The sequence below is a fragment of the Endozoicomonas ascidiicola genome (genome assembly GCF_001646945.1).
GTDB lineage: Bacteria > Pseudomonadota > Gammaproteobacteria > Pseudomonadales > Endozoicomonadaceae > Endozoicomonas > Endozoicomonas ascidiicola.
The window spans coordinates 178,676-200,548 of record NZ_LUTV01000001.1; the positions used below are offsets into that span (position 1 = coordinate 178,676).

Consider the following 21,873-nt stretch of genomic DNA (forward strand, 5'->3'; position numbering starts at 1 on the left):
GTTCACCATCTTTCTGCAAGCTGCAAAAGATCATGAACAGCTTTTTAGCGACTATGCTATCAAGACTTACCACGAGTAGTGCTAATTGTCCTATTAACTTGGCAGAGCTGTAATGTCATCACAACTATCCACAACCGGGTTGACCTGTTCCATCCTTGCCTCCCTGCTGTTTGGGTTGATCCCATGGTATGTTCAATTTTTAGAACCTCTGGACGGCTCCTTGTTATTTTGGAACCGTATTTTGTTCTCAGCCATCACCGCATTCATTGCGCTGGTTCTGTTTAAACAACTGGGTTTCCTAAAAGCGCTGTTGTCACAACCCAAAAATGTCGCTCTGCTCTCAGTGGGTACGGCCTTGGTGGCTGTTCAGTGGTGGCTTTTCGTCTGGGCACCAGTAAATGATCTGACAACGGAGCTTTCTCTGGGCTACTTCCTTCTTCCTCTGACATTAGTGTTAACAGGTCGTATAGCTTACGGAGAAAAGCTCCGCCCGCTCCAGTTAACTGCCGCCATTCTCGCCGCCATGGGTGTTGGACATGAAATATATCAGTTTGGTTCTCTTTCCTGGGTCGCTGTGGCCGTTGCTGCAGGATACCCTTTCTACTTTCTCATTCGCAGAAAAGTGAAGGTTAACAGTCTTACCTGCTTCTTCTTTGAGAATATGTTGCTGCTTCCTTTTGCCCTTTTTGCCATTGCTACAGATAATAGTTTTTCATCTGCATTAATGGCGCAGAGCCATCTATATCTGCTGCTTCCCGGGCTTGGCGTGCTAACTACTGCTGCCATGTTGGTCTATGTAGCCGCTTCAAAGTCGCTCCCCGTTAGCTTGTTCGGCCTGCTCAGCTATCTGGAGCCGGTGATTATCTTTATGGTCGCGGTTTTCATTCTTCGGGAACCATTACCAACAGCGCAATGGGTGACCTACGGATTTATATGGATGGCAACGATGATCATTTGTATAGACTCTATCCGTATCATTGTCCGCAGGCCTGCTGTCGTTTAGATCATGCTCTTCAGTGCCTGTCGAATTAACTCTTCGCTGGACAGGCCATCTACTTTAATTCGGGCAATGACCTTGCTGGCATCCTGAGATTTATAGCCCAGAGCAACTAGTGCGCTGATCGCTTCCTGCTCAGATTCTGCATCCTGGCGTTCAATCACTTGACCCAATGGTGTGCCGCTCAGGCCATCAAACGAAGCTGCGCTTGTATCCCATTTTGTGAGTTTATCCTTAAGCTCGACAATCAAACGTTCTGCTGTTTTTTTGCCAACGCCCGGTAATTTAACCAGTCTCGAACTATCGCCATCGTGCACACTGCGCACAAACTCAGTGGCATCAATACCTGATAACAGTGTTAAACCCAGCTTTGGACCAACCCCGTTTACCTTTATCAGGGTACGAAATAGTTCACGCTCTCTGGCATCACTAAAACCGTAGAGTAACTGAGCATCTTCACGCACGACAAAGTGCGTATAAATCACCACTTCTTCGCCAGTCTCAGGCAGGCGGTAAAACACCGACATGGGTGCTTCTACGTCATAACCTACACCTGATACATCAATCAGCAGGTGAGGTGCTTTTTTTTCCAGCAAAATTCCACGAAGTCTGCCAATCATGTGATCAGTTCCTTAACGTAAACGACGATTTCTTCGACCGGTGGCACCAGCCATGCGCACAAGACTGGCGCGGGTGTGAGAGTGGCAAAGGGCGATAGCCAGCGCATCTGCGGCATCTGCCTGCGGTGTTTTATCCAGCTTTAGAATGGAGGTAATCATATGCTGCACTTGGGATTTCTCCGCAGACCCTGTACCTACTACTGCCTGCTTCACCTGCCGGGCAGAGTATTCAGAGACTTCCAACCCATGATTGACTGAAGCAACAATCGCAGCGCCCCGAGCCTGACCGAGTTTTAAAGCGGAATCCGCATTGCGCGCCATAAACACCTGCTCAATACCCACCGATTGCGGTGCGTACATTTCAATCACCGTATTGATGCCCTGAAATATTTGTAACAAACGTTCTGGTAACGGTGCATCCTGTATTCGTATACAACCGGACGCCACGTATTTACACTGGGAGCCAATCTCTTCAATAACGCCATAGCCTGTGATCCTGGAACCTGGATCAATTCCTAATAAGATGGCCATTCCTGTCCTTCAACGCTGTATTACTTTAAAAATAATACTGTATATATGTACACCTTTCCAGAACAATATCTCATAGCTCCCTTACAATTGAGAAACAGTGCATTACTAAAACAGACTACGAAAACAAGCCACAAAGACTTAATCTTGGTACGTTGCTTTTTGGGACAAGTTTGCAATGAATAGCCAAGCTAAAACCTTATTGGTCATAACCTTTTTGACCCTCACCCTTTTTACCGTCACGTTGCTACTTAATTTGTGATTATTTCAACTCGCCTTTTACTACACTACTAAGCGGCACTAGTGCAGCATGTTTTTCTTGTGTTCGGAATAATTCAACATGGTTATACGTGCCTCTTCCATTACCATAAGGCTGATCCATTTCGATCCCTACGTAAATCCCCAGCTGTTCACTATTATTCAAATATCCAGTCCACCTAACTGTACCCAACGCTATAACTTCTTTTTCTGATAAATCCTGCGTGAAAATAGACACTCGTTCCCCTTTTTTTAGATTTTCACATTCAGAAAACTCCGGAGTTTGAGGCACAACCTGATCAGTTTTCCTGCCTGCAATACCAGCATTTGTTGGCTTTCTTGAACCATCATTTGCTAGATAGTTGCCTCCCTCAACCGACCTAATGCTTTGCCCACCTTTACGAGCAACCTCCTCTGATTCCGGTTGCACTTGCACGGGCCGAGCTAGCTCCGACGAGTAAGCACCTCCGATTCTGCCTGATGAATTAGATGATTCCATGGCTCTCTCCAATAACAAGTTCAGTTTTATTTGCGCTCTGATGATATACACAACGGCGTGTATATTATCTGAGACATCAAAAACCCACCTGTTACTCCCTTACTCCATAAAAAAATGCCCGGTGTTCTCACACCAGGCATTTTTAGTACTTCAACCAATCCAATAAGATCAGCCCAGCTGTTCCATCACCTCAGCAGAAATATCCGCATTGGTGTAAACGTTTTGCACATCGTCCAGATCTTCCAGACGATCAATCAGCTTCATGATTTTTTCTGCGCCAGCTAAATCCAGTTCTGTTTGCAGAGAAGCGATCATAGCGACCTCGCCACCAGCCGGTGTCAAGCCAACTGCTTCCAGTGCATCTTTGACCGCCATGAACTCAGTCCATTCAGTCAGCACTTCGATGGAACCATCATCATTGGTCACAACGTCTTCAGCACCGGCTTCCAGAGCGGCGTCCATCACCTGCTCTTCATCGGCACCTTCTTCAAAGAAGATCTGACCTTTGCGTTCAAACATGTACGCAACGGAACCGTCAGTCCCAAGGTTGCCGCCGTGTTTGGAGAATGCATGACGCACTTCTGCAACGGTACGGTTACGGTTGTCAGTCAAGCATTCAACCAGTACCGCAATACCACCAGCGCCATAACCTTCGTAGGTGACTTCTTCCATATTGGAATCGTCATCACCACCAGCACCCCGAGCAACAGCGCGGTTGATGGTGTCACGAGTCATGTTGGCGGCCAGCGCTTTATCAACGACCGCTCTTAGTTTTGGATTGTCTTCAACCGCTCCGCCACCTTCTTTGGCAGCAACCACCAGCTCACGGATGATTTTGGTAAAGACCTTTCCCCGCTTGGCGTCCTGTGCAGCCTTGCGGTGTTTAATGTTGGCCCATTTACTATGACCTGCCATAGAAAACCTCTGTTTTGAACTTTACTGGCAGCCTCTAAAGAAGCTGCCACTTATAAATCAGTGACTGGTTGCAGAAGCCGGATCGCGACGAATACGCAGATTCAAATCACTCAGCTGCTGGCTTTCCACTTCACCCGGTGCCTGAGTCAGCAAACAGGACGCTGACTGAGTTTTCGGGAAGGCAATCACTTCGCGAATGTTGGTTGTACCGCACAGCAACATCACCAGACGATCCAGACCAAAGGCCAGACCACCGTGAGGCGGCGCACCGTACTTCAGGGCATCCAGCAGGAAGCCAAACTTCTCACGCTGCTCTTCTTCCTGAATATTCAGTACACGGAATACCGCTTCCTGCATATCCTGACGGTGGATACGAACAGAACCACCGCCCACTTCATAACCATTCAACACCATATCGTAGGCGCGAGACAAGGCTGCCTTTGGATTGGCTTCCAGCTCTTCTGGAGAACAGGTTGGCGCGGTGAATGGGTGATGCAGTGCGGTCAGAGAGCCATCATCGTTTTCTTCAAACATTGGGAAATCAACAACCCAAAGCGGCGCCCAATCGCAAGTGTAAAGATTCAGATCTTCACCCACTTTGCTACGCAGTGCACCCAGCGCTTCGTTTACGATGTTTTCTTTATCTGCACCGAAGAACACGATGTCACCATTAGCTGCGCCAATGCGAGACATGATGTTCATGGTCGCGTCATCACCCAGGAACTTGATGATTGGCGACTGCAGGCCTTCAACGCCTTTTTCCAGCTCATTCACCTTGATCCATGCCAAACCTTTCGCACCATAGATGCTGACGAACTTGGTGTAGTCGTCAATCTGCTTACGGCTCAGTTCGGCACCGCCGGTGACTTTCAGCGCAGCAACACGGCCTTTTGGATCTTCAGCCGGGCCTTTGAACACTTTGAAATCAACGCCCGCCATCAGATCAGCAACGTCAACGATTTCCAGTGGGATTCGCATGTCTGGCTTATCAGAACCAAAGCGCTTGATAGCGTCAGCATAAGTCATCTGTGGGAATGCACCGCCGAGATCAACACCTTTCACTTCTGTGAACAGTTTCTTAATCAAGGATTCGGTAAGACCCATAATCTGTTCTTCTTCCAGGAAGGAAGTTTCGATATCGATCTGGGTGAATTCTGGCTGACGATCAGCACGTAAGTCTTCATCACGGAAACATTTAACAATCTGATAGTAGCGGTCAAAACCAGAAACCATCAGCATCTGTTTGAACAGCTGTGGAGACTGTGGAAGCGCGTAGAAATGCCCAGGGTGAACACGACTTGGCACCAGATAATCACGGGCACCTTCTGGCGTCGCGCGAGTCAGCATTGGCGTTTCGATATCCAGGAAGCCGTTGTCTTCCATGTAGCGGCGAACTACAGAAGTCGCCTTACTGCGGATAATCATTTTTTCCTGCATCTCCGGACGACGCAGGTCAATCACACGATGACGCAGACGAACGTCTTCGCCTACATCAGTATAACCTTCGATCTGGAACGGAGGTGTTTGCGCCTGGTTCAGGATTTCTACCTGCTTACCCAGCACTTCGATTTCACCGGTGGTCATGTTCTTGTTCACGGTACCTTCCGGGCGTGGACGAACAAAGCCGGTGATTTTCAGAACGTATTCGCTGCGCGCCTTATCCGCCAGGGCAAACGCTTCTACGGTATCCGGATCAACCACAACCTGAGTCAGGCCTTCGCGGTCACGCAGATCCAGAAAGATAACACCACCGTGATCACGACGGCGATGTACCCATCCGCACAGGGTGACTTCCTGCCCATCGTGGGAAAGATTCAGTTCGCCGCAATAATGGCTGCGCATAATATACCTCTTATCAGGAACTCAAAAACTTCACATCCGACACAATCGTGCGGAATACAAATCAATCGCTGGTTGCCGCACAACCGCCACAGCCGCTTTTAGTGTCTTTCGACGGGCAGTGGTTATCACTGGAAGCCAGGTTCTTCTTGCTTCCACCTTTAAAATCGGTTTCGTACCAACCGCTGCCACCCAGACGAAACGCCGGGGCACTCAACAACTTCTTCAGTGCCGGTTCGCCACAGGCCGGGCAATCGCATAACGGGGCATCACTGAATTTTTGAATGGCTTCAGTGACTTCAGAGCACTGCTCGCACTGGTATTCATAGATCGGCATCGACGCTGGTCTACCTTTACTCTCAACTTTCTTACAATGAATCCTCCACACCGGGCAGGTGCGGATTTTCGCAAAACCGCCATTATACCCCAAAGGCAGAGAGAGTCAGCCGTTGTCAATAAAAAAGGGGAAATTAAAAAGCCCCGTTAGTGCTAACGCGGCTTATTGGTAGAATCAAACGGTTTAAAAGAATGGCATCAAGCCCAACCACCTTTTTTGATCGTTGCCTGGGCATCCTCCTTCCCTTTCTGAATAACCGTCATCAGTTCCTGCATCTGCATTTCTGAATCCAGAAAGCTATTAACCTGCTCCTTGGAGGCTTGTTCCAGCCCAGCTTGCTGAATCAACGCATCACCAAACTCTGAGAGTTGTTCAGTTAGCAGGAGGCGAGCAAAGACGATAGGACTATCCGCACCTTCGAGGCTCAAGTTATCACCAAGATAAGTCTGCCCAGTTGAATGACCAACATGATCACCGTTAAAGTCCCGAGCCAGAAGAATGACCGACAGTGCCTGATAAATATCTTCTACCGCATAATCAGGCGTTGAATCATTCACTCTGAAATCGTTTGCCTCTCGGATTTGCCCAGGTGCGTATTGCTTCAGCAAACCACCAAATATTTGCTGTATCAGCTCTTTTCTGCGCTGTTCACCTGCGGCCTGGCTGGCTACTTTCTCGGTCTGACCCGAACCCACATTAGTAAAATCCAACTGTTGTATCCTCGCCAGCTCATCCTGCAAAACCTGCTCCATTTCTTCACTTTCAAAGTACTGGCGCAAACGTTGCAGCTCGAGCTTAAGCTCATGCAAGCGCTCTTCACCGGACTCAATGTTTTCTTTGAAAAATACTCGTCCCGGCTCCACCGACAGCGCCCGATGAATAATATCTTCATATAAATAGAGAGTGAACAGCACTTCTTTTACCGTCAACTCTGTCAGCTTTTCCGCCCGCGCTTTTTCCGCTGCTTCAATTGACGCTTTCAGTTTTTTTATTTCTTCCTGAATCTCGCTCATTTCTGCACCCAGTTCACTCAACTCTTCATTAATCAAAAGCAAGTGTTCTGGATTAACTGGGTTACCATTTTTTACAGCGGTATTAATGTCTTTTAATACAGAGATAACTTCCGGGTGATGTTTATAAGCCTGCTGCACCGCTAAAATAATATCGTTGTGGTTTTCAGCAACACCACCCTGAGCTGCGGTGAGCGCAAGCATTAACTGCCCATGCACTGCTTGCGTACTGGCCAACTCTCTGATTATATCCGCGAGCTCCAGCCTTAACGCAACCAACTGCTCTCCAATTTGTGCGATTTCAGTAACCAGCACGGCAACCTCAAGTTTCATTTCCTGATACTGCCGCCGCTCCTCTGCCGCAGTGGCAATCCTCTGCGCATTATTGACAATTTTCAGGTCGCTAATCATGCCTCTCAACACAATCAGTAATGTGGTTGAATCCGCTTGAAAATCGAAGTTGCCGGTTCTGAGATAGTCGTTATAACTGGATAACTGACCGGTAATCATTTTGAGTTTTTTCTGAAAAGGCAGCTCGGTATTTACATCACCACTGTCGTCCATTGATGGTTCATCAAGCGTCACAGAGTCCATTTTTGTTGAGACACTTATGCCTTTCTCGTGTGATTTCGCACGGGAGACTGTTGACTCGGGGCTGTACCCGGAACTGATTTCACCTTTGGGTGACTGCTCACTGCCCGAAACAGCACCCATCGAAGGAGCATCTGAAGTAGTGCCTGCTTTATTGATTGAATCCGCCATAGTAATCCTCCATGATCACTAACTGGTGCATAACTGCACGATCGTATCGCAAAAGCCCTGGTTCCCATGCTTTGCGTGGGAACCCACATGTCTACCCCTTTGAAAATCAAGTGATATGCATTCCCACGCAGAGCGAGGGTGTCGCAAAAGGTATATTGATAAGGATAAAACACTTAGTCGTCATCTCCGCGCAGGCGGAGATCCACTGTTCGTGGTAGGTTCCCGCCTACGCGGGAACGACGATATTAGAATATTTAGCCCTTCTCACCCTTTCGCGACAATCTCAGAGCATGGGAACGAGGTGTTTGAGGTTTTGCAATACTCTCTGCACATCGGGGAATATTTTTGTAACCGTATTTTGTAATCGAGAATTTAACAGCGCTTGACGATCAAGCTCTGTTAGCTCTTCGTATCGCCGCCTGAGAAAGCGTCTGATCTTTTCTGGCGTTCAGAACCAATTCATCCACTTTACGCTCAGCATCCAGAACCCGGGAAATCTGATCTCTTGATACTCCATCCAAAACGGGTTGCTGATCCAGCTTTGCGGCCAACTCACCCAGTTCGTCAATCATCTTTTCTCTGAGTAGCGATAAAGCGAAAGAGCCGGAGTTATCATCAGTCAGGGCGTTATTACCGTGATGATTTTCAATACCTGATAACAGCACCACCGCCAGGGCTTCTGAAACACTCTGAATATCCTGTGGCGAAGGTGTATCTTGATTGTTAATAAAATTCAAAGTGTCTGCATTCTGTAGGTCAAACACTTCCGCCAAGTCTCCGAATATCTCCGGCAATAATACTTCTCGAAGTTGAACCGCAATACCTTGTGGATCAATATTTGCATATTGACGTTGGTCACTTTCAATAGCGTCCTGCTTAACGGAAGTGAGTAATAAAGAATCCTGCAAAGCTCTTGAAGAATCTTCGTCTTCAAAAAGTTTCAAGAGTCTCTTTAAATCCTCTTGAAGTGCGTCAACTCTTTTTTCTCCTACCTCTCGCTGCCCCTTCTCATCTGTTATGGCCGGGTCAAACATATAAGCACGGGTCAGTACTTCTTCTTGTTCAGTTACCGCCAATATTGCGATTATTATCGCCAGCAGAATTTTATTATTCTCATTGGTTGCTTTCAGGCTTGCTATTTCAGAGGTTAAAGTAGCTACCTCTGCTTGAAGCGTATTAACGACGCCCTGCAAACGCGCAATTTCATTGCCCACCAGGGACACTTGGTCCGGATCCGGTGCCTCACCAGAAACAGCAGATTTATGAATGTGATTAATAGCAGCAATGATTTCTGGCTGCCCTGAAAAAGCAGAAGTTAGTGCAATGACCAACTCAGGATCTGCGGTATCACCTGCTTCTGCCGTAGACAATGAAGACATCAACACACCCAAAACCGAAACCGATGCATTAGTGGCAAGTTCAGTGAGCGTATCAGCCAGTTCCTCTTCCTTTGCGCCAATTTCACCCTCAATCCTGACAATTTCGACTTTCAGGGGAGCAGCCTCCAGCCGCAGCTCTTGTAGAGCTTGTCGCTCATTAGCAACGGTAGCGATGTTCTGAGCGTTGTTAATCGTCTTCAAATCGCTCACAAACCCACGCAACACCAAAAGAATCGAGGCAGTATCTGACTGAACATCAAAGCCACCTGACTCTATGTGGTTACTGTAGAATGAAAGCAATCTTGTGGTCGCTACCAGCCGCCGACCAATAGCTTGTTGTAATGTATCTTCAGCAACTTCATCAGAAGCCGTCGGAGAATCAAGAGAAACCTCACTACTTTCAGAAGCCGCTCCATCACCTTCGGTGTATGACACTGAATCATCGGAACCATAACCACTACTGACAGGGCTTTCCGCATCACTGCTCTCAGCAACGGTTGTTGATGAAACTGGCTCTGTGGATGGCGTACTGCCACTGCCGCTTATTGGGCTTGTCATAGAAACCTCCTCCCTGAATCCAATATTCCTTTATCTTTTATTTTTCAACGCCGCAAACAGGCGCTGGGCAATGTGTAATTCGCTTTTCCACCGAACACCTTTCTGCGCTCTGAAGATCGCTTCGGACAGCGATTTCAAAGCCAGCGTTTTCTGATTCATGGCCTTAAAACTTTTACCCATCACCAGAGAAGCCCTTGGGTCTTTTGGCTCGATTTTTTCGGCGTAGGAAAGTGACGCTATCGCCAGATCAAATCGCCCAAGTTCAAACAGAGACATTCCCAACCCAAGAAAGTAACGATGGCAAGTGTGGTTCATCAAACAAAGGTGACGAAAAATTGTCACTGCGTCTTTATATTGGCCAGCATTAAACTGGGTGAACGCCACCTTATAGGCTTCATCCAGCTGGCTTTGACTGATGTTGCGGAGTTTCTGAAAAGTGCCGCCCTGAGCCATCCAGCCCAGTACGTTAGACGCGGTAGTCGGTTGGTTATCCATGCCCCTGAGAGCCTCATCCCTGCACAAAATCCCTGATAGTTACTGAAGTATAACCAGTCTGACAGGATTGAACGGGATCATTGGTCTTATGGGCATAAAAAAAGAGGGCACAAGGCCCTCTTTTATATAGCTGTGACAGCGGGTTTAGAATGCTGCTACAGAGTAGGTCAGGTAGAAACGGTTTACGTCAATATCGTTTTTGTCGAGATTCTCAGTACCACCACCAGTTTTAGGTGCAATACCTTCTTCACGATAGTTCGTATACAACCATGCAACAGACAGACCTTCAAATGATCCGTCAAAAGCGTAGGATACATAACTGCCGTATTCACGACGTTCGAAGCCGTCGACACCCTTAGCATCTTTACCCTTGCCATACCACACATCAACACTCAGCCCCTCAAGGCCCTGATCAGCAAAGTTATAGCCGCCATTAACTACATAAGCTTTCTCATCTTCATTTGCGTAGTCTGCCCACAGAGCAAGACTAGAGTTGAAGCTACCATTGTTACCACCAATACCATAATCAGCGTCGTAGTTGCCGTCTTTGGTTTTGTTGTAACCTACACCTACATAGCCATTGCCATAGTTATAGGTTGCATTCAGGTTATGGTACTTGGATTCAGTCTTAGTGCCATCAACTTCCAATTTACCGTAACGAATATCTAAATCAACTGAACTCATGTCGTCCAAGTCAAATCCGTAACCAGCTTTCAGGAAGGTTTGCTCTTTTCCTTTATCAACTTCTCCATACTCAGCGGCAAGGCCAAGACCTTCATAACTGTAATTAGCGCCAATGATTTGAAGGTCTTCACCAGTTGTCGTTTTATTGCTGAGAGCTGAGTCATCACGACCGCTTACACCGGTAATTTCAGTGAAATAGAAATTCGCACCACCAAAGCCTGCTGAAAGATCGTATCCCATAGAGCTTGCGGCTACGAGACGAGAACCTGAATCGCTGTAAGTTTCAGTACCACGTTTCTTAACACCGACAGAACCAGCAAAATCAACACCACTTAAGGTGGTACGAGCTTTCAGGTAAGCCTGCTGGAAACCAGAGAAATCATTTCCATCTTTGCCATTACTAGCTTTTGGGACGTTAGAGAAAGAGTTATCGTTATCAAGAGCGCCTACATATCCAGCTGTAACAACGGCTCCTACCAGATCATTTACATAACCAGTATCGAAATCAGCAACCAGTGCATGCGCCCACTCACTAGTTTTACCTTCATTGCCGCTCTTATTCTTGTTGTCGTAATCCCAGTAGTAGTTCTTATAAGTAAACGTCAGACTAGGATCAATCGTTACAATTTCTTCAGCAGCCTGAACAGAGGTAGAAGCCACGGCTGCAGCAACAGCTACACCCAGTACGCTTTTGGCGAGGGTTTTCATAATCGGAATTGCTCCCTGTAGTGTGTGTTCTATTTATTATTGCGACTATCACCAACCGACATAAGCGGTTCCCCTTGGCGATATACTACTTAACGCAACGTGAAACCATTCTTTACCATCACCGGACAAAATGCAACCACAAAAAAAGGGGCTTTTTAGCCCCTTTGTCAATACGCAATTTCGCCTACGAAGTCGCAAACTCTTTCAACTTCTTCAGCGGTCTTACTTTCACCTGAATAGATGCCGGCTTGGCAGCCACATCCATCAACTCACCTGGCCTGAATGGATTGGGCACACCTTTTTTGGCTTTTTGCGCCGGTTTCTTTTTCGTAATAATTTTCAGCAACCCTGGCAAGGTAAACTCACCACAGCCACGTTTTTTGATGTGCCGTTCAACCAGATCACCCAGCTCATCCATCACATCGTTGACTTGCCGGCGACTTAACCCGGTGTTTTCAGAGATTTCTGAAAGCATCTGGGTTTTGGTGTATTTATCTTTAATAGCGGGGGCTTTTTTAGCGGCCATATCAGACTCTCCTGATGAAATTCCCTTTAAATGTCCATTACGATAAGGCATTGAATGCTCGCCAATGCTTTATGCTTAACCCACCAGAACGACGTATCATCACTCCAGCAAAGGCATGCCAGCTAACGGCGTTACACTACTGCTTTATCTGCCACTGCATCAGACGGATAGAATACCCTTCACTCTCTTTACTGCCATCCCTTACAGCTTTCCCTGAGAGCTATGCCCATAAAACATACAACTACCGTCTGACAAAACAACCATCAGGACGATTCTTGCTTTATTGAACAATACAAGTATTCAATACCACTATAATTAGGGCATTTTTCGATGTCGAGTACTTTTCAATCAATAATTCACACTTAATTTGAGAAAATTAGAGCATAAAGGTAAATTATCGTTTGCCATGAGGAGCTGTTATCTTCATAGCGCAGAAGCATTTTCTATGAGCGTCGCTTCTGTTTTATAAAAAAACGTCATGATATCAAGTGCGCCCTTCATTAGTTCAGGGCTTTTAGAAAAGGCTTAGTTATCTTCACCTTATACGGATAAAAACCAGAAGGAACATGCTTTGAAACAGTTAAAGCGTATAAATTTACTGATCGGCCTGGGCACTGCGTGCCTGCTGATTGCCAGCCTCACCGGCATTGTCACTTTTTCATCAACTCCGGTCACTGTCAGCAACTCTGTAGCGATTGCGCTGCTGACCGCATCACTTCTTAACCTGATGGCTACCACCGTATCAGCACGGAATGGTGCCCGCCGAGGTCTGCAAGTTCTCGGTGCGTTATTGTTTGCTGCTGGTGCAATAACCGCTGTCATTTTGTTTTACGGTGCTGCGGCAAGCGGCCAAGCCTCCAGCACGCTCTTTGGTGCCACACTGGTACTATTGAGCTTTGCAACACTACTGCAACTCTCTGCCACGCTGGACACAGTGGTTTCTTCAAAACCAGCAACATTCACATTCACCGAAGAAGAAGATTCAGACCGCGAAGGCGGTTCGGTCAAATGGTTTAACGTGACTAAGGGCTTCGGCTTTATTACCCGGGATTTGGGTGATGACGTATTTGTTCATTATCGCGCCATTCGCGGCGAAGGGCATCGCACTTTGAGCGAGGGTCAGAGAGTAGAGTTTATTGTTGTGGAAAAAGACAAAGGACTTCAGGCAGAAGACGTTACCGCTGTGCATTGATTGATTTCACCTGAATCAGGCACAACGGAAATCATATGGCCTAGCTAAGGAACTGTTACAAAATAATTTAGAGAACCGTTATCCGTAAAAGCCTTGTTGCTTGCGCTTTTACGGATAACGGACAACGGAAAGCGTCTCTGTGAGCAGCAAAGTTATTCAGAGTCGATCTTAGTAATGGGGAGGTGGCGCCTCCTCATGATTACCACCTTCCTGCTGCTCGGCAGCCATCACTTCAAACTGTTTTTTCAACTGTGAAAATGCTTCGGTCAACCGGGTTATATCTTTCTGTTGTCGTGTAACCACTTCATTGAGCTGAGCAATCGTATCTTCTTGAAAGCTCAGTTGTGTTTGAAGGTCCATCAATTCATCCTGCATATGTCTTCTCCTGCATTTTATGAGAGATTCAACCTTGAACCATATTGCTATGAATCACACCGCCATTTGAAATGGAAAATCACCACTTAACGCTTCAGTTATCTTAGCCAGCACTTCTGATCGTTGCTCTTCTGAGTAGGGAATAGCCGGGAATTTTCCCCATACCGGCGCAGGCCAGGCTATATCGTGGCTGTACCGTACCACATGATGAATATGGAGCTGTCTGACCATATTGCCTATGGCCGCCACGTTCATTTTCTCCGCGCCGAACAATACAGAAAGCACTTCCGCAAAGAACGAGGACTCACGTAACACTTGTTGCTGAATCTCTTCATCCAGCTGATAAAGTTCTTCAGCGCCAGCAACGCGCGGAACAAGAATAAACCATGGATATTGACTGTCATTCATTAACAACAGCCGACAAACCGGAAAGTCACCCAGCACAATACAGTCATTTGCCAGCTGGTTATTCAAATCAAATGCGCCCAGCGCGAAGTCCTTCAAAACCTACTCCTTGTACAATTTATTAAGGCAAAAACAGGCACAGAATAGAGCCTGAACAAATCAGCAGTTGGTATAACAATCACTTGGGCTTAAAATAGCAGTTTATTTATTTTTGTATAGCCCGGTAACACAACCTATGAAAACCAGTCAGTACCTGATTCCTACCCTCAAGGAAACACCTGCCGATGCGGTGGTGATCAGTCACCAGCTGCTACTGCGTGCGGGCATGATCCGTAAACTGGCGTCTGGTCTCTACACCTGGCTGCCGTTAGGTCTGCGCGTATTACGCAAAGTGGAAAACATCGTTCGTGAAGAGATGAACCGCGCCGGCGCACTGGAAACCCTGATGCCAGCCGTTCAACCTGCCGAGCTGTGGCAGGAAACCGGTCGTGGAAACCAGTTCGGCCCTGAGCTGCTGCGCTTCAAAGATCGCCATTCCCGTGATTTTGTTATCGGCCCAACCCACGAAGAAGTCGTGACCGACATTGCTCGCAACGATCTGAACAGCTACAAACAGCTGCCTATTCATTTGTACCAGATCCAAACCAAATTCCGCGATGAGCGCCGCCCACGTTTTGGCTTAATGCGCTGCCGTGAGTTCCTGATGAAAGACGGTTACTCCTTCCACGCTTCAGAAGAATGCCTGCAGGCGGAATACCAAAATATGCACAATACCTATTGTCGTATATTTGATCGTCTGGGCATGGATTACCGCCCGGTTCAGGCAGACAGTGGTGCCATTGGTGGCAGCGGTTCACAGGAATTCCATGTTCTGGCGGAATCCGGTGAAGATGCCATCGTCTTCAGTGATCAAAGTGATTACGCAGCCAACATTGAAAAAGCCGAAGCACTGGCACCGGAAGGAGATCGCCCTGCGCCATCTGATGAGATGACTCTGGTCGATACGCCAAATGCCAAAACCATTGATCAACTGGTCGAGCAGTTCAACCTGCCCGTTGAAAAAACGGTGAAAACGTTAATCGTCGCAGCCACCGAAGAAGCGGAATACGATTTTGTCGCCCTGCTGATTCGCGGTGATCACGAACTGAACGAAATCAAAGCAGAAAACCTGCCCGACGTTGCTTCGCCTCTGACCTTTGCTACAGAAGAACAGATCAAACCTCTAATGAACGCTGGCCCAGGTTCACTTGGTCCGGTTAACTGTCCGATTCCTGTTGTGGTCGATCGTACCGTTGCCAAAATGGCTGACTTTGGTGCCGGTGCAAACATTGAAGACAAACACTACTTCGGTATCAACTGGGATCGTGACTGTACTTTCAGCCGTATTGAAGATCTGCGCAACGTGCAGGAAGGCGACCGAAGCCCTTGCGGTAAGGGTAAGCTGGTGATCAAGCGCGGCATCGAAGTCGGTCACATCTTCCAGCTGGGTACCAAGTACAGCGAATCCATGAACGCCACTGTGCTTAGCGAAAATGGCAAGGCCATTCCGCTGGCGATGGGTTGTTATGGCATTGGTGTATCCAGAACCGTTGCCGCCTCGATCGAACAGAACAATGACACTCGCGGCATTATCTGGCCAGAAGCGATTGCACCCTTCCAGATTGCCCTGGTGCCATTGAAGATTGAAAAATCCGAAGTGGTTCGTGAAGCAGCAGAAACGCTGTATAAAGAACTGACTGAAGCCGGCTTCGAAGTGCTGATGGATGACAGAAAAGCTAGCCCCGGCGTGAAGTTTGCCGATATGGAACTGATTGGTATTCCTCATCGCGTGGTCCTGAGTGACCGTGGACTGGCCGATGGTCTGGTGGAATACAAGCACCGTACCGCTACCGACAAAGAAGACATTCAGATCAGTGATATCATTCAACTACTTAAAGACCGCATTAACGGCTAACAAGTGGCTTAACGCATCTTCCAGAACGCTCGCGGGCGTTCTGGGGCTGCTTGCCGCTATTATTACCACAAATGTAGCCAGCCAACCAACACTGCCTCCACCCTCTGCGGACAGTTCTGAAGCACTGCTGAAAGACTATGAAGCGCAGATTTGGATGGTAGATATGTCCAACCGACTTTCCCGATATATCAAGGAGCCGGATTTGCGACGGGAAGTGTTAGAGTTGGTTTATAGAGAATCATCCCGCGTGGATTTACCACCGGAACTGGTGCTGGCATTGATTCATACAGAATCTGCCTTTGACCACTTTGCCCTTTCTTCAGCGGGCGCCCAAGGCTTGATGCAGGTGATGCCATTCTGGAAAGTCATTCTTGGCAGCAAGCATGATAATTTGATGAATCCGAAAACCAACATCCGTTATGGAGTGGCGATTCTGGATCATTATCTGGAAAAGGAAAAAGGCAACCTAACCAGAGCACTGGCTCGATACAATGGTAGTCTTGGCAAGACGTGGTATCCAGAAAGAGTGTACACAAACCTTGAACGACACTGGTTAACGACTCAATGGTAAGAAGCTGCTCACAATCTTTCTGCGAGCTGCAAACGATCATGAACAGCCTCTAAGAGAAAGGTGAGTTGTTAACCCGTCGTAAACCCATCAAAAGTTTGATAATCCGCCTCATCAGTCACCGTAACATTTTTAACCTTGGAAAATGGCGACCCTTTATGGAGCCATTTCTCCAGCTGTGACACCGCAGATTCAGGCCCACACATCAATACTTCAACCCGACCATCCGGCAGATTTCGAGCCCAACCACCAACGCCTAATCGCCTGGCCTGCTCCTGAGCGGAACCACGAAACCAAACGCCCTGAACCCGCCCCTCCACAAAAGCACGTCTGCATATATCAGCCATTAGCACCAGCCTTGCTCAATTGCTGGATGGTAGCCTCCAGCACTTCACGGGTTTGAGGACCTATCAGTTTTTCAACAATTTTTCCTTCCGGAGAAAGAATATACGTTGCCGGTAATACCTGGGGAGGAGATGTTTTCAAGGCAATCAGAGGCGACTCCTGCAACACAGGAAAACGAATACCAAGGGCTTCCGCCTTACTGATCAGTTGCTCCCCCTGACTGTCGTCATAATCCACACCCACCACTCTGACCTTGCCATCGTCAGATAACGCATTCAGTTCCGGCACTTCATCCCGACATGGGCCACACCACTCGGCCCAGAAATTCAGCACCAGCCATTGGTTATCATCACTGCGCAAATCCACGGCCTTACCCTGCGTATCGGTAAAATCCAGAGATTGAGAGCAACCCACCAAGAAACTCAGAACGACAGCAAGGAAACTGAACTCTATGACTTTTTTTATTCTCATAACTGCCTCTAACCCAAATAAACCTGTTCAGTATTAGCGACGAAAAGCCCCTTATCAAGACTGCTTTGACAGCAGTTCATCCAAAGAACAATCAAACGCCTCTACCCGGGTATGGTTTACGGTTCGAACCCGATGAATCAGTTCGGAAAGCCAGTTGGGCTCGTCAGAGAAAAGAATATTCTCCAGCTCTTCATCCAGCGGCATTGGCCACGGTAGCTCTTTGCAAAAATCAAAGAGACTCACCTGCCGAAGATCCCGGGTCAAAATCCACTCTCCACTTTCATTTTTATTGATCAAGCCCATAGACATCAACCGAGCCGTATGGGATTCCCAGTCATCGAGAGAAACCGGAAGATCCCGCTTCTGAACATCCGAGAAATTCAAACCATCACCCGAGGTAAACTTCACCTGTAACTGTTTAAGAATTAACAGTATTGAGATCAATGGATGCGGGTGATCAATACGCCCCTGTCGTCCATACAGATCCAGTGAGCGAACCAGCACAGCCCCCAACAAGACCATCAACCAACTCAAATATACCCAGAGTAGAAACAGCGGTACGGCGGCAAAAGCCCCATAAATCAAATGATAAGTAGGCGACAGTGTAATAAAGAGGGTAAAGCCCATCTTCGCCAGCTCCACCATAATCGCCACAAAGAAAGCGCCGGCCAAGGCATGCAGCACCGGCACTTTGCGATTGGGGACTGCGGTATACAACAATGTCAGCACAAGTGTGCTGAGGAAAATCGGTATCAATCGCAGCATCCACTGCTCACCGCCAATAATGGCCGTGGTATCGGACACCAGTTTGATCGAAGCCAGATAAGACGTTGCCAAAAGCCCCGCTGACAGGAATAACGGCCCCAGGCTGAGGATGGCCCAATAGAGCAAGAAACCAGAAATGCCTCGACGAACATGAGACACCTGCCAAATATTATTTAATGCTTTATCGATGGTTCGCAGCATCAAAAACGACGTGACCAACAGGAACATCACACCAACACCGGTCAGCTTACGAGCCTGCTGTGAAAATTCATTAAGATAGGATTGAACCACTTCCCCAGTAGAAGGCACAAAACTTTCAAAGATGAAATTCTGAACGGTATCCCCTACATCCTGAAGATCGGGCACCGCAGAGAGTATGCTGTAGGTCACCGTCATCAGCGGGACAACAGCAAAAAGTGTCGTGTAAGTCAGAGCCGCCGCATTTTCAAGACATCGGTGTTCGATGAACCGCCTACCGAGCTCAGCAACAAAGCTCTGAAATGTTGACCAGATATTAACCGCCGGTGCCATAGTGCACTCCCTGTCCGCCAGAGAGAAAAGTGTACCGAATTACCGACTCAAAATAAAAAGTTTGCAGAGAATCCCCGGTGGTTGGTAGGCTCTGCCATCATCGGCTATTCCAATAAAAGAGAGAACCATGGGCGTTCAAATCTATCACAATCCTCGCTGCTCAAAGTCCCGACAGACTCTGGCATTGCTCGAAGAACAAGGTATTACCCCAGAAATCATCCTTTACCTGGAAACGCCACCTAACGCCGACAACATCAAAGAATTGCTAGGCCAACTGGAAATCAGTGCCCGAGAACTGCTGCGCAAAGGTGAGCCAGACTTCAAGGACAACAACCTGAAAGACACATCACTCTCCGATGAGCAACTGATCGATTTTATGTGCCAATTCCCGAAACTGATTGAGCGCCCCATCGTCGTTAACGGTTCAAAAGCCAAAATAGGACGACCACCCGAATCAGTCCTCGATATCCTTTAACCGGACAAATAACAATGCAAGAAAAGGCGAACCGAATTTACCACATCAGTCTGGCACTTTACGCCGGGCTGGTACTTTCACTGCTGGCAGAAACCTGGTGGTTTACACCTCCGGATAACCATGTATGGATTATTTCTCTGCTGCAGTTGCTGCCACTATTTTTACCACTTTACGGATTACTTAAAAGAGGAATACGGGCAGCCTCCTGGCTCTGCTTTATCCTATGCTTCTATTTCACCAGTGGTGTGCTGGATGCATGGCTACGACCAGAGCAACCGCACGGATGGTTTATTACCGGCTTTAGTGTTTCTCTCTTTATCACCTCCATAATGTTTATTCGTTGGCAGGCTCAGGCTAATCGTGAAATGGCTAATGCTTAGGAATCGGCCTTTAATAACCTACCTACTCCCGTTCACCCTGAGCGAAGTCGAAGGGCAGTGCCAACGGACTTCGACAAGCTCAGCCCGAACGGGGTTTGTTGTCGAAATACGGAAGTAATTTCGGACCAGGCTCTTAGCAAAGCAATAACAGCGAGCAGTTTATGACAGGCACCGACTCCCAAGCATCAGTGAAACAATCAGATTCCGAGTTGCCCATTGCGGAGTCATGCCTGCGTAATCAAAAGCCTATCGCCGAGATGCTGCACGCAGAACTTCCACAACACTCTTTCGTGCTGGAAATCGGCAGTGGCACCGGCCAGCACGCTGCTTATTTCACTTCATCACTAAGTAACATCACATGGCAACCATCGGATGTCGCTGAATTATTGCCAGGCATTAATGCATGGCGGGAACAGTCTGGCTCTGAGAATTTTTTACCACCAATAGTGCTTGATATCACTCAAACTCAATGGCCTGTGGCTGAAGTGGATGCTGTGTTCTGCGCCAACGTCGTGCATTTTGTCGGTTGGTCAAAAGTTCACTCTATGCTGAAAGGCATAAGTCGTGTCTTAAAAGACAATGGGCTGGTGTTTTTTTATGGCCCCTATAATTACGATGGCAAATTCACCAGTGATGGTAATCGAGAACTGGATGAATGGTTACGACAGCGAGATGCGGAATCCGGCATTAAAGACTTTGAACAGATTGTGCTTGCCGCAAACAAAGCAGGGCTGAGCCTGTTGAAGGACATCGAAATGCCAGCAAACAACCGTATACTTATCCTTCAAAAGCGCGAAGAACAGCGAGATTAAAATCAATTCATCCTTCTGTCTCCCGTGCTTTTAGACCCTCTGGGATCTGCATGGTACCCACAGTTCTATCTCTTTAAAATCATGAGATATTCATTCCTATGTGGAGCGAGGGTACCGAAATACTCTCAACCGACTCGTTCCCATGCTTCAGCGTGGGAATGCATACCCCAAACATCAGGGCTTCCGACTCCCACGCAAAGCATGGAAACCTGAGGTAGAGGGCTTTGCGACAACATCGGAGCATGGGAACGAGATGTTTGGACTTTTGCGACAGCCTCGGAGCGCGGGAACGAGCAAAACAGATCTAGATATAACCCAAAAATTCAGGCGATTAATAAATAGTAAGCACTGACACAGGATTATTTTCTACCCCTGAAAGGCGCCACTTAATTCGACCGACATCCAGCCCCGCCTTTTCTACCTGTGCTTTCAGATAATTGAGCCTACCTTGTTGCAGCTGTTTCAGCAGTTGCTGATTGCCGGGCCAATTTTCCAGCAACCACTGCTCGGCTATCTGAAATCGTTCATTGGATGATGTCGTCCCCACTTCCGGGATTTTCTTTTGTTGGGTTGCTAAATACATTTGCTCCAGTAAGGCAGACTTCACATCCAGGGGTATTGATTCCACATCTGTCACTTCACTGGAGGGACTAATCACTGAATACAACTCCAGCAAAGCAGAATCCAACGCCTGCCGGGATAATGCTCTACTGTCTTCTTTTTCTGAAATGCCTACCTTTATTTCAATTCGTAAATCAGGGCGAGCTGACATCATTTTTTTCAAAGCCCGCATACTGGAGCCATCAGACGCCTGAAGCTCTGCCTGCCCAATAATGTGGCTAAGCGCTGGTGCAATCGGCATCTGAATAACCTGAGACAGGTATTCAAAGGGATGATCTGAAATCCATTGAATCCGGCGAACCAGTAATTCAGCCAGTTCATTTTCAGAAAGATGACGACGATCCCCACTAAAGTTAATAATACTTGCGCCGGACTTATCAGCGGTTAGTCGTTTAAAATAATGATTTTTCTGAGCATCAGCCCAGCGAGATACTCGTAAATTTCCTTGACCATTCGTAGCGTCATATTCAACTCCAAACACACTCCCATCCAGAAGACTTAACCCAGGATTGGCAAGCAGCTGGTTGATATCAATGACCGGTTCTTTCTGATCTTTTTTATCAGGATCAACTGTTTTTTCAGTGGGAGTGTCTTCTAAAGATGGCTTCTCTGAGTCATCAGGCTCTTCTTCAGGTAAATCAGTTGTGTCATCTTCTACCTGTTGACCAGCATCAACCTGTTCATCCACTTTAGAGTTTACTGGTATCTCAAGCGCAGAGTCAGGGCTGCTATGTTCAGACTCATTAGTGAAATAGAGAAAGCCAAAAAATAAGCCAAGAACGGCAAAAAGAGATACAAGAACAGGGCGCAACCAACGACGGCCAATAAAAGACATGTGTCTGTTGCTCCCGATAACAGTGGAAA

24 protein-coding genes are annotated in these 21,873 nt (G+C 47.4%); 7 read left to right on the forward strand and 17 right to left on the reverse strand.

From position 1 onward, the window contains the following. Nucleotides 1-112 precede the first annotated feature (112 nt). Nucleotides 113-1,003, forward strand: coding sequence for an EamA family transporter RarD (gene rarD, locus AKL11_RS00570; RefSeq protein ID WP_067514544.1), 891 nt, complete (start codon nucleotides 113-115; stop codon nucleotides 1,001-1,003). Here rarD and ruvA read toward each other — a convergent pair. The 11 genes from ruvA to AKL11_RS00625 all read right to left on the reverse strand — a co-directional run bounded on the left by ruvA (nucleotide 1,000) and on the right by AKL11_RS00625 (nucleotide 12,115). After that, a complete protein-coding gene (gene ruvA / locus AKL11_RS00575; RefSeq protein WP_067514545.1) occupies nucleotides 1,000-1,617 on the reverse strand; it encodes a Holliday junction branch migration protein RuvA in 618 nt (205 codons plus the stop codon). The two genes, rarD and ruvA, sit on opposite strands and share 4 nt — an antisense overlap. Nucleotides 1,618-1,629: 12 nt before the next feature. Further along, complete coding sequence (gene ruvC / locus AKL11_RS00580) at nucleotides 1,630-2,148, reverse strand: crossover junction endodeoxyribonuclease RuvC (RefSeq protein WP_067514546.1); 519 nt, start codon at nucleotides 2,146-2,148, stop codon at nucleotides 1,630-1,632. Nucleotides 2,149-2,407: 259 nt separating this feature from the next. Continuing rightward, the gene (locus AKL11_RS00585; RefSeq protein WP_157673342.1) at nucleotides 2,408-2,902 is read right to left on the reverse strand and encodes a CAP-Gly domain-containing protein; all 495 of its coding nucleotides are present in this window, start codon (nucleotides 2,900-2,902) and stop codon (nucleotides 2,408-2,410) included. A 168-nt stretch (nucleotides 2,903-3,070) separates the two neighbouring features. Beyond that, nucleotides 3,071-3,817 carry a YebC/PmpR family DNA-binding transcriptional regulator gene (locus AKL11_RS00590; RefSeq protein ID WP_067514551.1) on the reverse strand — a complete coding sequence of 249 codons (747 nt, stop codon included), beginning with the start codon at nucleotides 3,815-3,817 and terminating at the stop codon, nucleotides 3,071-3,073. 57 nt (nucleotides 3,818-3,874) lie between these two features. After that, nucleotides 3,875-5,659, reverse strand: a complete 1,785-nt coding sequence (gene aspS, locus AKL11_RS00595) for an aspartate--tRNA ligase (protein ID WP_067514553.1) — start codon at nucleotides 5,657-5,659, stop codon at nucleotides 3,875-3,877. Nucleotides 5,660-5,720: 61 nt separating this feature from the next. Continuing rightward, nucleotides 5,721-5,993, reverse strand: a complete 273-nt coding sequence (locus AKL11_RS00600; protein ID WP_067514555.1) for an FmdB family zinc ribbon protein — start codon at nucleotides 5,991-5,993, stop codon at nucleotides 5,721-5,723. A 197-nt stretch (nucleotides 5,994-6,190) separates the two neighbouring features. After that, a complete protein-coding gene (locus AKL11_RS00605; RefSeq protein WP_067514558.1) occupies nucleotides 6,191-7,765 on the reverse strand; it encodes a coiled-coil domain-containing protein in 1,575 nt (524 codons plus the stop codon). A gap of 389 nt (nucleotides 7,766-8,154) precedes the next feature. Next, complete coding sequence (locus AKL11_RS00610) at nucleotides 8,155-9,702, reverse strand: hypothetical protein (protein WP_067514562.1); 1,548 nt, start codon at nucleotides 9,700-9,702, stop codon at nucleotides 8,155-8,157. A gap of 30 nt (nucleotides 9,703-9,732) precedes the next feature. Then, a complete protein-coding gene (locus AKL11_RS00615) occupies nucleotides 9,733-10,197 on the reverse strand; it encodes a tetratricopeptide repeat protein (RefSeq protein WP_067514564.1) in 465 nt (154 codons plus the stop codon). A gap of 144 nt (nucleotides 10,198-10,341) precedes the next feature. Continuing rightward, nucleotides 10,342-11,589, reverse strand: a complete 1,248-nt coding sequence (locus AKL11_RS00620) for an OprD family outer membrane porin (RefSeq protein ID WP_067514566.1) — start codon at nucleotides 11,587-11,589, stop codon at nucleotides 10,342-10,344. 184 nt (nucleotides 11,590-11,773) lie between these two features. Next, nucleotides 11,774-12,115 carry an HU family DNA-binding protein gene (locus tag AKL11_RS00625; protein WP_067514568.1) on the reverse strand — a complete coding sequence of 114 codons (342 nt, stop codon included), beginning with the start codon at nucleotides 12,113-12,115 and terminating at the stop codon, nucleotides 11,774-11,776. 571 nt (nucleotides 12,116-12,686) lie between these two features. On the opposite strand from AKL11_RS00625, the gene AKL11_RS26390 reads away from it, so the two are divergent. Further along, nucleotides 12,687-13,307, forward strand: a complete 621-nt coding sequence (locus AKL11_RS26390) for a cold-shock protein (RefSeq protein WP_067514570.1) — start codon at nucleotides 12,687-12,689, stop codon at nucleotides 13,305-13,307. 168 nt (nucleotides 13,308-13,475) lie between these two features. On the opposite strand, the gene AKL11_RS00635 is transcribed toward AKL11_RS26390, so the two are convergent. Both AKL11_RS00635 and AKL11_RS00640 read right to left on the reverse strand, forming a co-directional pair. Then, nucleotides 13,476-13,682 carry a SlyX family protein gene (locus AKL11_RS00635; RefSeq protein ID WP_067514572.1) on the reverse strand — a complete coding sequence of 69 codons (207 nt, stop codon included), beginning with the start codon at nucleotides 13,680-13,682 and terminating at the stop codon, nucleotides 13,476-13,478. 54 nt (nucleotides 13,683-13,736) lie between these two features. Continuing rightward, nucleotides 13,737-14,186 carry an HIT domain-containing protein gene (locus AKL11_RS00640; protein ID WP_253705153.1) on the reverse strand — a complete coding sequence of 150 codons (450 nt, stop codon included), beginning with the start codon at nucleotides 14,184-14,186 and terminating at the stop codon, nucleotides 13,737-13,739. Nucleotides 14,187-14,322: 136 nt separating this feature from the next. Here AKL11_RS00640 and AKL11_RS00645 point away from each other — a divergent pair, with 136 nt between their 5' ends. Together AKL11_RS00645 and AKL11_RS00650 are read left to right on the forward strand one after the other, a co-directional pair. Continuing rightward, complete coding sequence (locus tag AKL11_RS00645; RefSeq protein WP_067514574.1) at nucleotides 14,323-16,041, forward strand: proline--tRNA ligase; 1,719 nt, start codon at nucleotides 14,323-14,325, stop codon at nucleotides 16,039-16,041. Continuing rightward, nucleotides 16,001-16,612 (forward strand): lytic transglycosylase domain-containing protein, encoded by a 612-nt coding sequence (locus AKL11_RS00650; protein ID WP_253705154.1) that lies wholly within the window; start codon nucleotides 16,001-16,003, stop codon nucleotides 16,610-16,612. The genes AKL11_RS00645 and AKL11_RS00650 overlap by 41 nt, the downstream gene beginning before the upstream one ends. A 68-nt stretch (nucleotides 16,613-16,680) precedes the next feature. Here the strand turns inward: AKL11_RS00650 and AKL11_RS00655 are convergent, their stop codons facing one another. Genes AKL11_RS00655 through AKL11_RS00665 form a run of 3 tightly spaced genes read right to left on the reverse strand, consistent with a single transcriptional unit; the run spans nucleotide 16,681 to nucleotide 18,721 of the window. Next, nucleotides 16,681-16,956 (reverse strand): acylphosphatase, encoded by a 276-nt coding sequence (locus AKL11_RS00655; RefSeq protein ID WP_067514575.1) that lies wholly within the window; start codon nucleotides 16,954-16,956, stop codon nucleotides 16,681-16,683. Then, nucleotides 16,949-17,425, reverse strand: a complete 477-nt coding sequence (locus tag AKL11_RS00660; protein ID WP_067514576.1) for a TlpA family protein disulfide reductase — start codon at nucleotides 17,423-17,425, stop codon at nucleotides 16,949-16,951. Before AKL11_RS00660 ends, AKL11_RS00655 begins: the two co-directional genes overlap by 8 nt. A 54-nt stretch (nucleotides 17,426-17,479) precedes the next feature. Continuing rightward, complete coding sequence (locus AKL11_RS00665; RefSeq protein ID WP_067514577.1) at nucleotides 17,480-18,721, reverse strand: YihY family inner membrane protein; 1,242 nt, start codon at nucleotides 18,719-18,721, stop codon at nucleotides 17,480-17,482. A gap of 127 nt (nucleotides 18,722-18,848) precedes the next feature. Between AKL11_RS00665 and arsC the strand changes: the two genes are divergently transcribed. From arsC to AKL11_RS00680, 3 genes are all read left to right on the forward strand, one after another. Next, entirely contained in the window at nucleotides 18,849-19,196 is a 348-nt protein-coding gene (arsC, locus tag AKL11_RS00670) for an arsenate reductase (glutaredoxin) (RefSeq protein ID WP_067514579.1), read from the forward strand. A 14-nt stretch (nucleotides 19,197-19,210) separates the two neighbouring features. Then, nucleotides 19,211-19,576 (forward strand): DUF2069 domain-containing protein, encoded by a 366-nt coding sequence (locus tag AKL11_RS00675; RefSeq protein ID WP_067514583.1) that lies wholly within the window; start codon nucleotides 19,211-19,213, stop codon nucleotides 19,574-19,576. A 161-nt stretch (nucleotides 19,577-19,737) separates the two neighbouring features. Next, a complete protein-coding gene (locus AKL11_RS00680) occupies nucleotides 19,738-20,388 on the forward strand; it encodes a DUF938 domain-containing protein (RefSeq protein ID WP_067514585.1) in 651 nt (216 codons plus the stop codon). 331 nt (nucleotides 20,389-20,719) lie between these two features. Here AKL11_RS00680 and AKL11_RS00685 read toward each other — a convergent pair whose 3' ends face one another. Further along, nucleotides 20,720-21,844, reverse strand: coding sequence for a hypothetical protein (locus AKL11_RS00685; protein WP_067514587.1), 1,125 nt, complete (start codon nucleotides 21,842-21,844; stop codon nucleotides 20,720-20,722). Nucleotides 21,845-21,873 lie beyond the last annotated feature (29 nt).

What these genes read in the sequence shown, in the direction of transcription:
- AKL11_RS00615 (WP_067514564.1), bottom strand. Translation starts at nt 10,197, where the DNA reads ATGGATAACCAACCGACTACCGCGTCTAACGTACTGGGCTGGATGGCT.
- AKL11_RS00610 (WP_067514562.1), bottom strand. Translation starts at nt 9,702, where the DNA reads ATGACAAGCCCAATAAGCGGCAGTGGCAGTACGCCATCCACAGAGCCA.
- AKL11_RS00660 (WP_067514576.1), bottom strand. Translation starts at nt 17,425, where the DNA reads ATGAGAATAAAAAAAGTCATAGAGTTCAGTTTCCTTGCTGTCGTTCTG.
- AKL11_RS00635 (WP_067514572.1), bottom strand. Translation starts at nt 13,682, where the DNA reads ATGCAGGATGAATTGATGGACCTTCAAACACAACTGAGCTTTCAAGAA.
- AKL11_RS00680 (WP_067514585.1), top strand. Translation starts at nt 19,738, where the DNA reads ATGACAGGCACCGACTCCCAAGCATCAGTGAAACAATCAGATTCCGAG.
- AKL11_RS00625 (WP_067514568.1), bottom strand. Translation starts at nt 12,115, where the DNA reads ATGGCCGCTAAAAAAGCCCCCGCTATTAAAGATAAATACACCAAAACC.
- AKL11_RS00590 (WP_067514551.1), bottom strand. Translation starts at nt 3,817, where the DNA reads ATGGCAGGTCATAGTAAATGGGCCAACATTAAACACCGCAAGGCTGCA.
- AKL11_RS00605 (WP_067514558.1), bottom strand. Translation starts at nt 7,765, where the DNA reads ATGGCGGATTCAATCAATAAAGCAGGCACTACTTCAGATGCTCCTTCG.
- AKL11_RS00685 (WP_067514587.1), bottom strand. Translation starts at nt 21,844, where the DNA reads ATGTCTTTTATTGGCCGTCGTTGGTTGCGCCCTGTTCTTGTATCTCTT.
- AKL11_RS00665 (WP_067514577.1), bottom strand. Translation starts at nt 18,721, where the DNA reads ATGGCACCGGCGGTTAATATCTGGTCAACATTTCAGAGCTTTGTTGCT.
- AKL11_RS00655 (WP_067514575.1), bottom strand. Translation starts at nt 16,956, where the DNA reads ATGGCTGATATATGCAGACGTGCTTTTGTGGAGGGGCGGGTTCAGGGC.
- aspS (WP_067514553.1), bottom strand. Translation starts at nt 5,659, where the DNA reads ATGCGCAGCCATTATTGCGGCGAACTGAATCTTTCCCACGATGGGCAG.
- AKL11_RS00675 (WP_067514583.1), top strand. Translation starts at nt 19,211, where the DNA reads ATGCAAGAAAAGGCGAACCGAATTTACCACATCAGTCTGGCACTTTAC.
- rarD (WP_067514544.1), top strand. Translation starts at nt 113, where the DNA reads ATGTCATCACAACTATCCACAACCGGGTTGACCTGTTCCATCCTTGCC.
- AKL11_RS00585 (WP_157673342.1), bottom strand. Translation starts at nt 2,902, where the DNA reads ATGGAATCATCTAATTCATCAGGCAGAATCGGAGGTGCTTACTCGTCG.
- ruvA (WP_067514545.1), bottom strand. Translation starts at nt 1,617, where the DNA reads ATGATTGGCAGACTTCGTGGAATTTTGCTGGAAAAAAAAGCACCTCAC.
- arsC (WP_067514579.1), top strand. Translation starts at nt 18,849, where the DNA reads ATGGGCGTTCAAATCTATCACAATCCTCGCTGCTCAAAGTCCCGACAG.
- AKL11_RS00600 (WP_067514555.1), bottom strand. Translation starts at nt 5,993, where the DNA reads ATGCCGATCTATGAATACCAGTGCGAGCAGTGCTCTGAAGTCACTGAA.
- AKL11_RS00645 (WP_067514574.1), top strand. Translation starts at nt 14,323, where the DNA reads ATGAAAACCAGTCAGTACCTGATTCCTACCCTCAAGGAAACACCTGCC.
- ruvC (WP_067514546.1), bottom strand. Translation starts at nt 2,148, where the DNA reads ATGGCCATCTTATTAGGAATTGATCCAGGTTCCAGGATCACAGGCTAT.
- AKL11_RS00620 (WP_067514566.1), bottom strand. Translation starts at nt 11,589, where the DNA reads ATGAAAACCCTCGCCAAAAGCGTACTGGGTGTAGCTGTTGCTGCAGCC.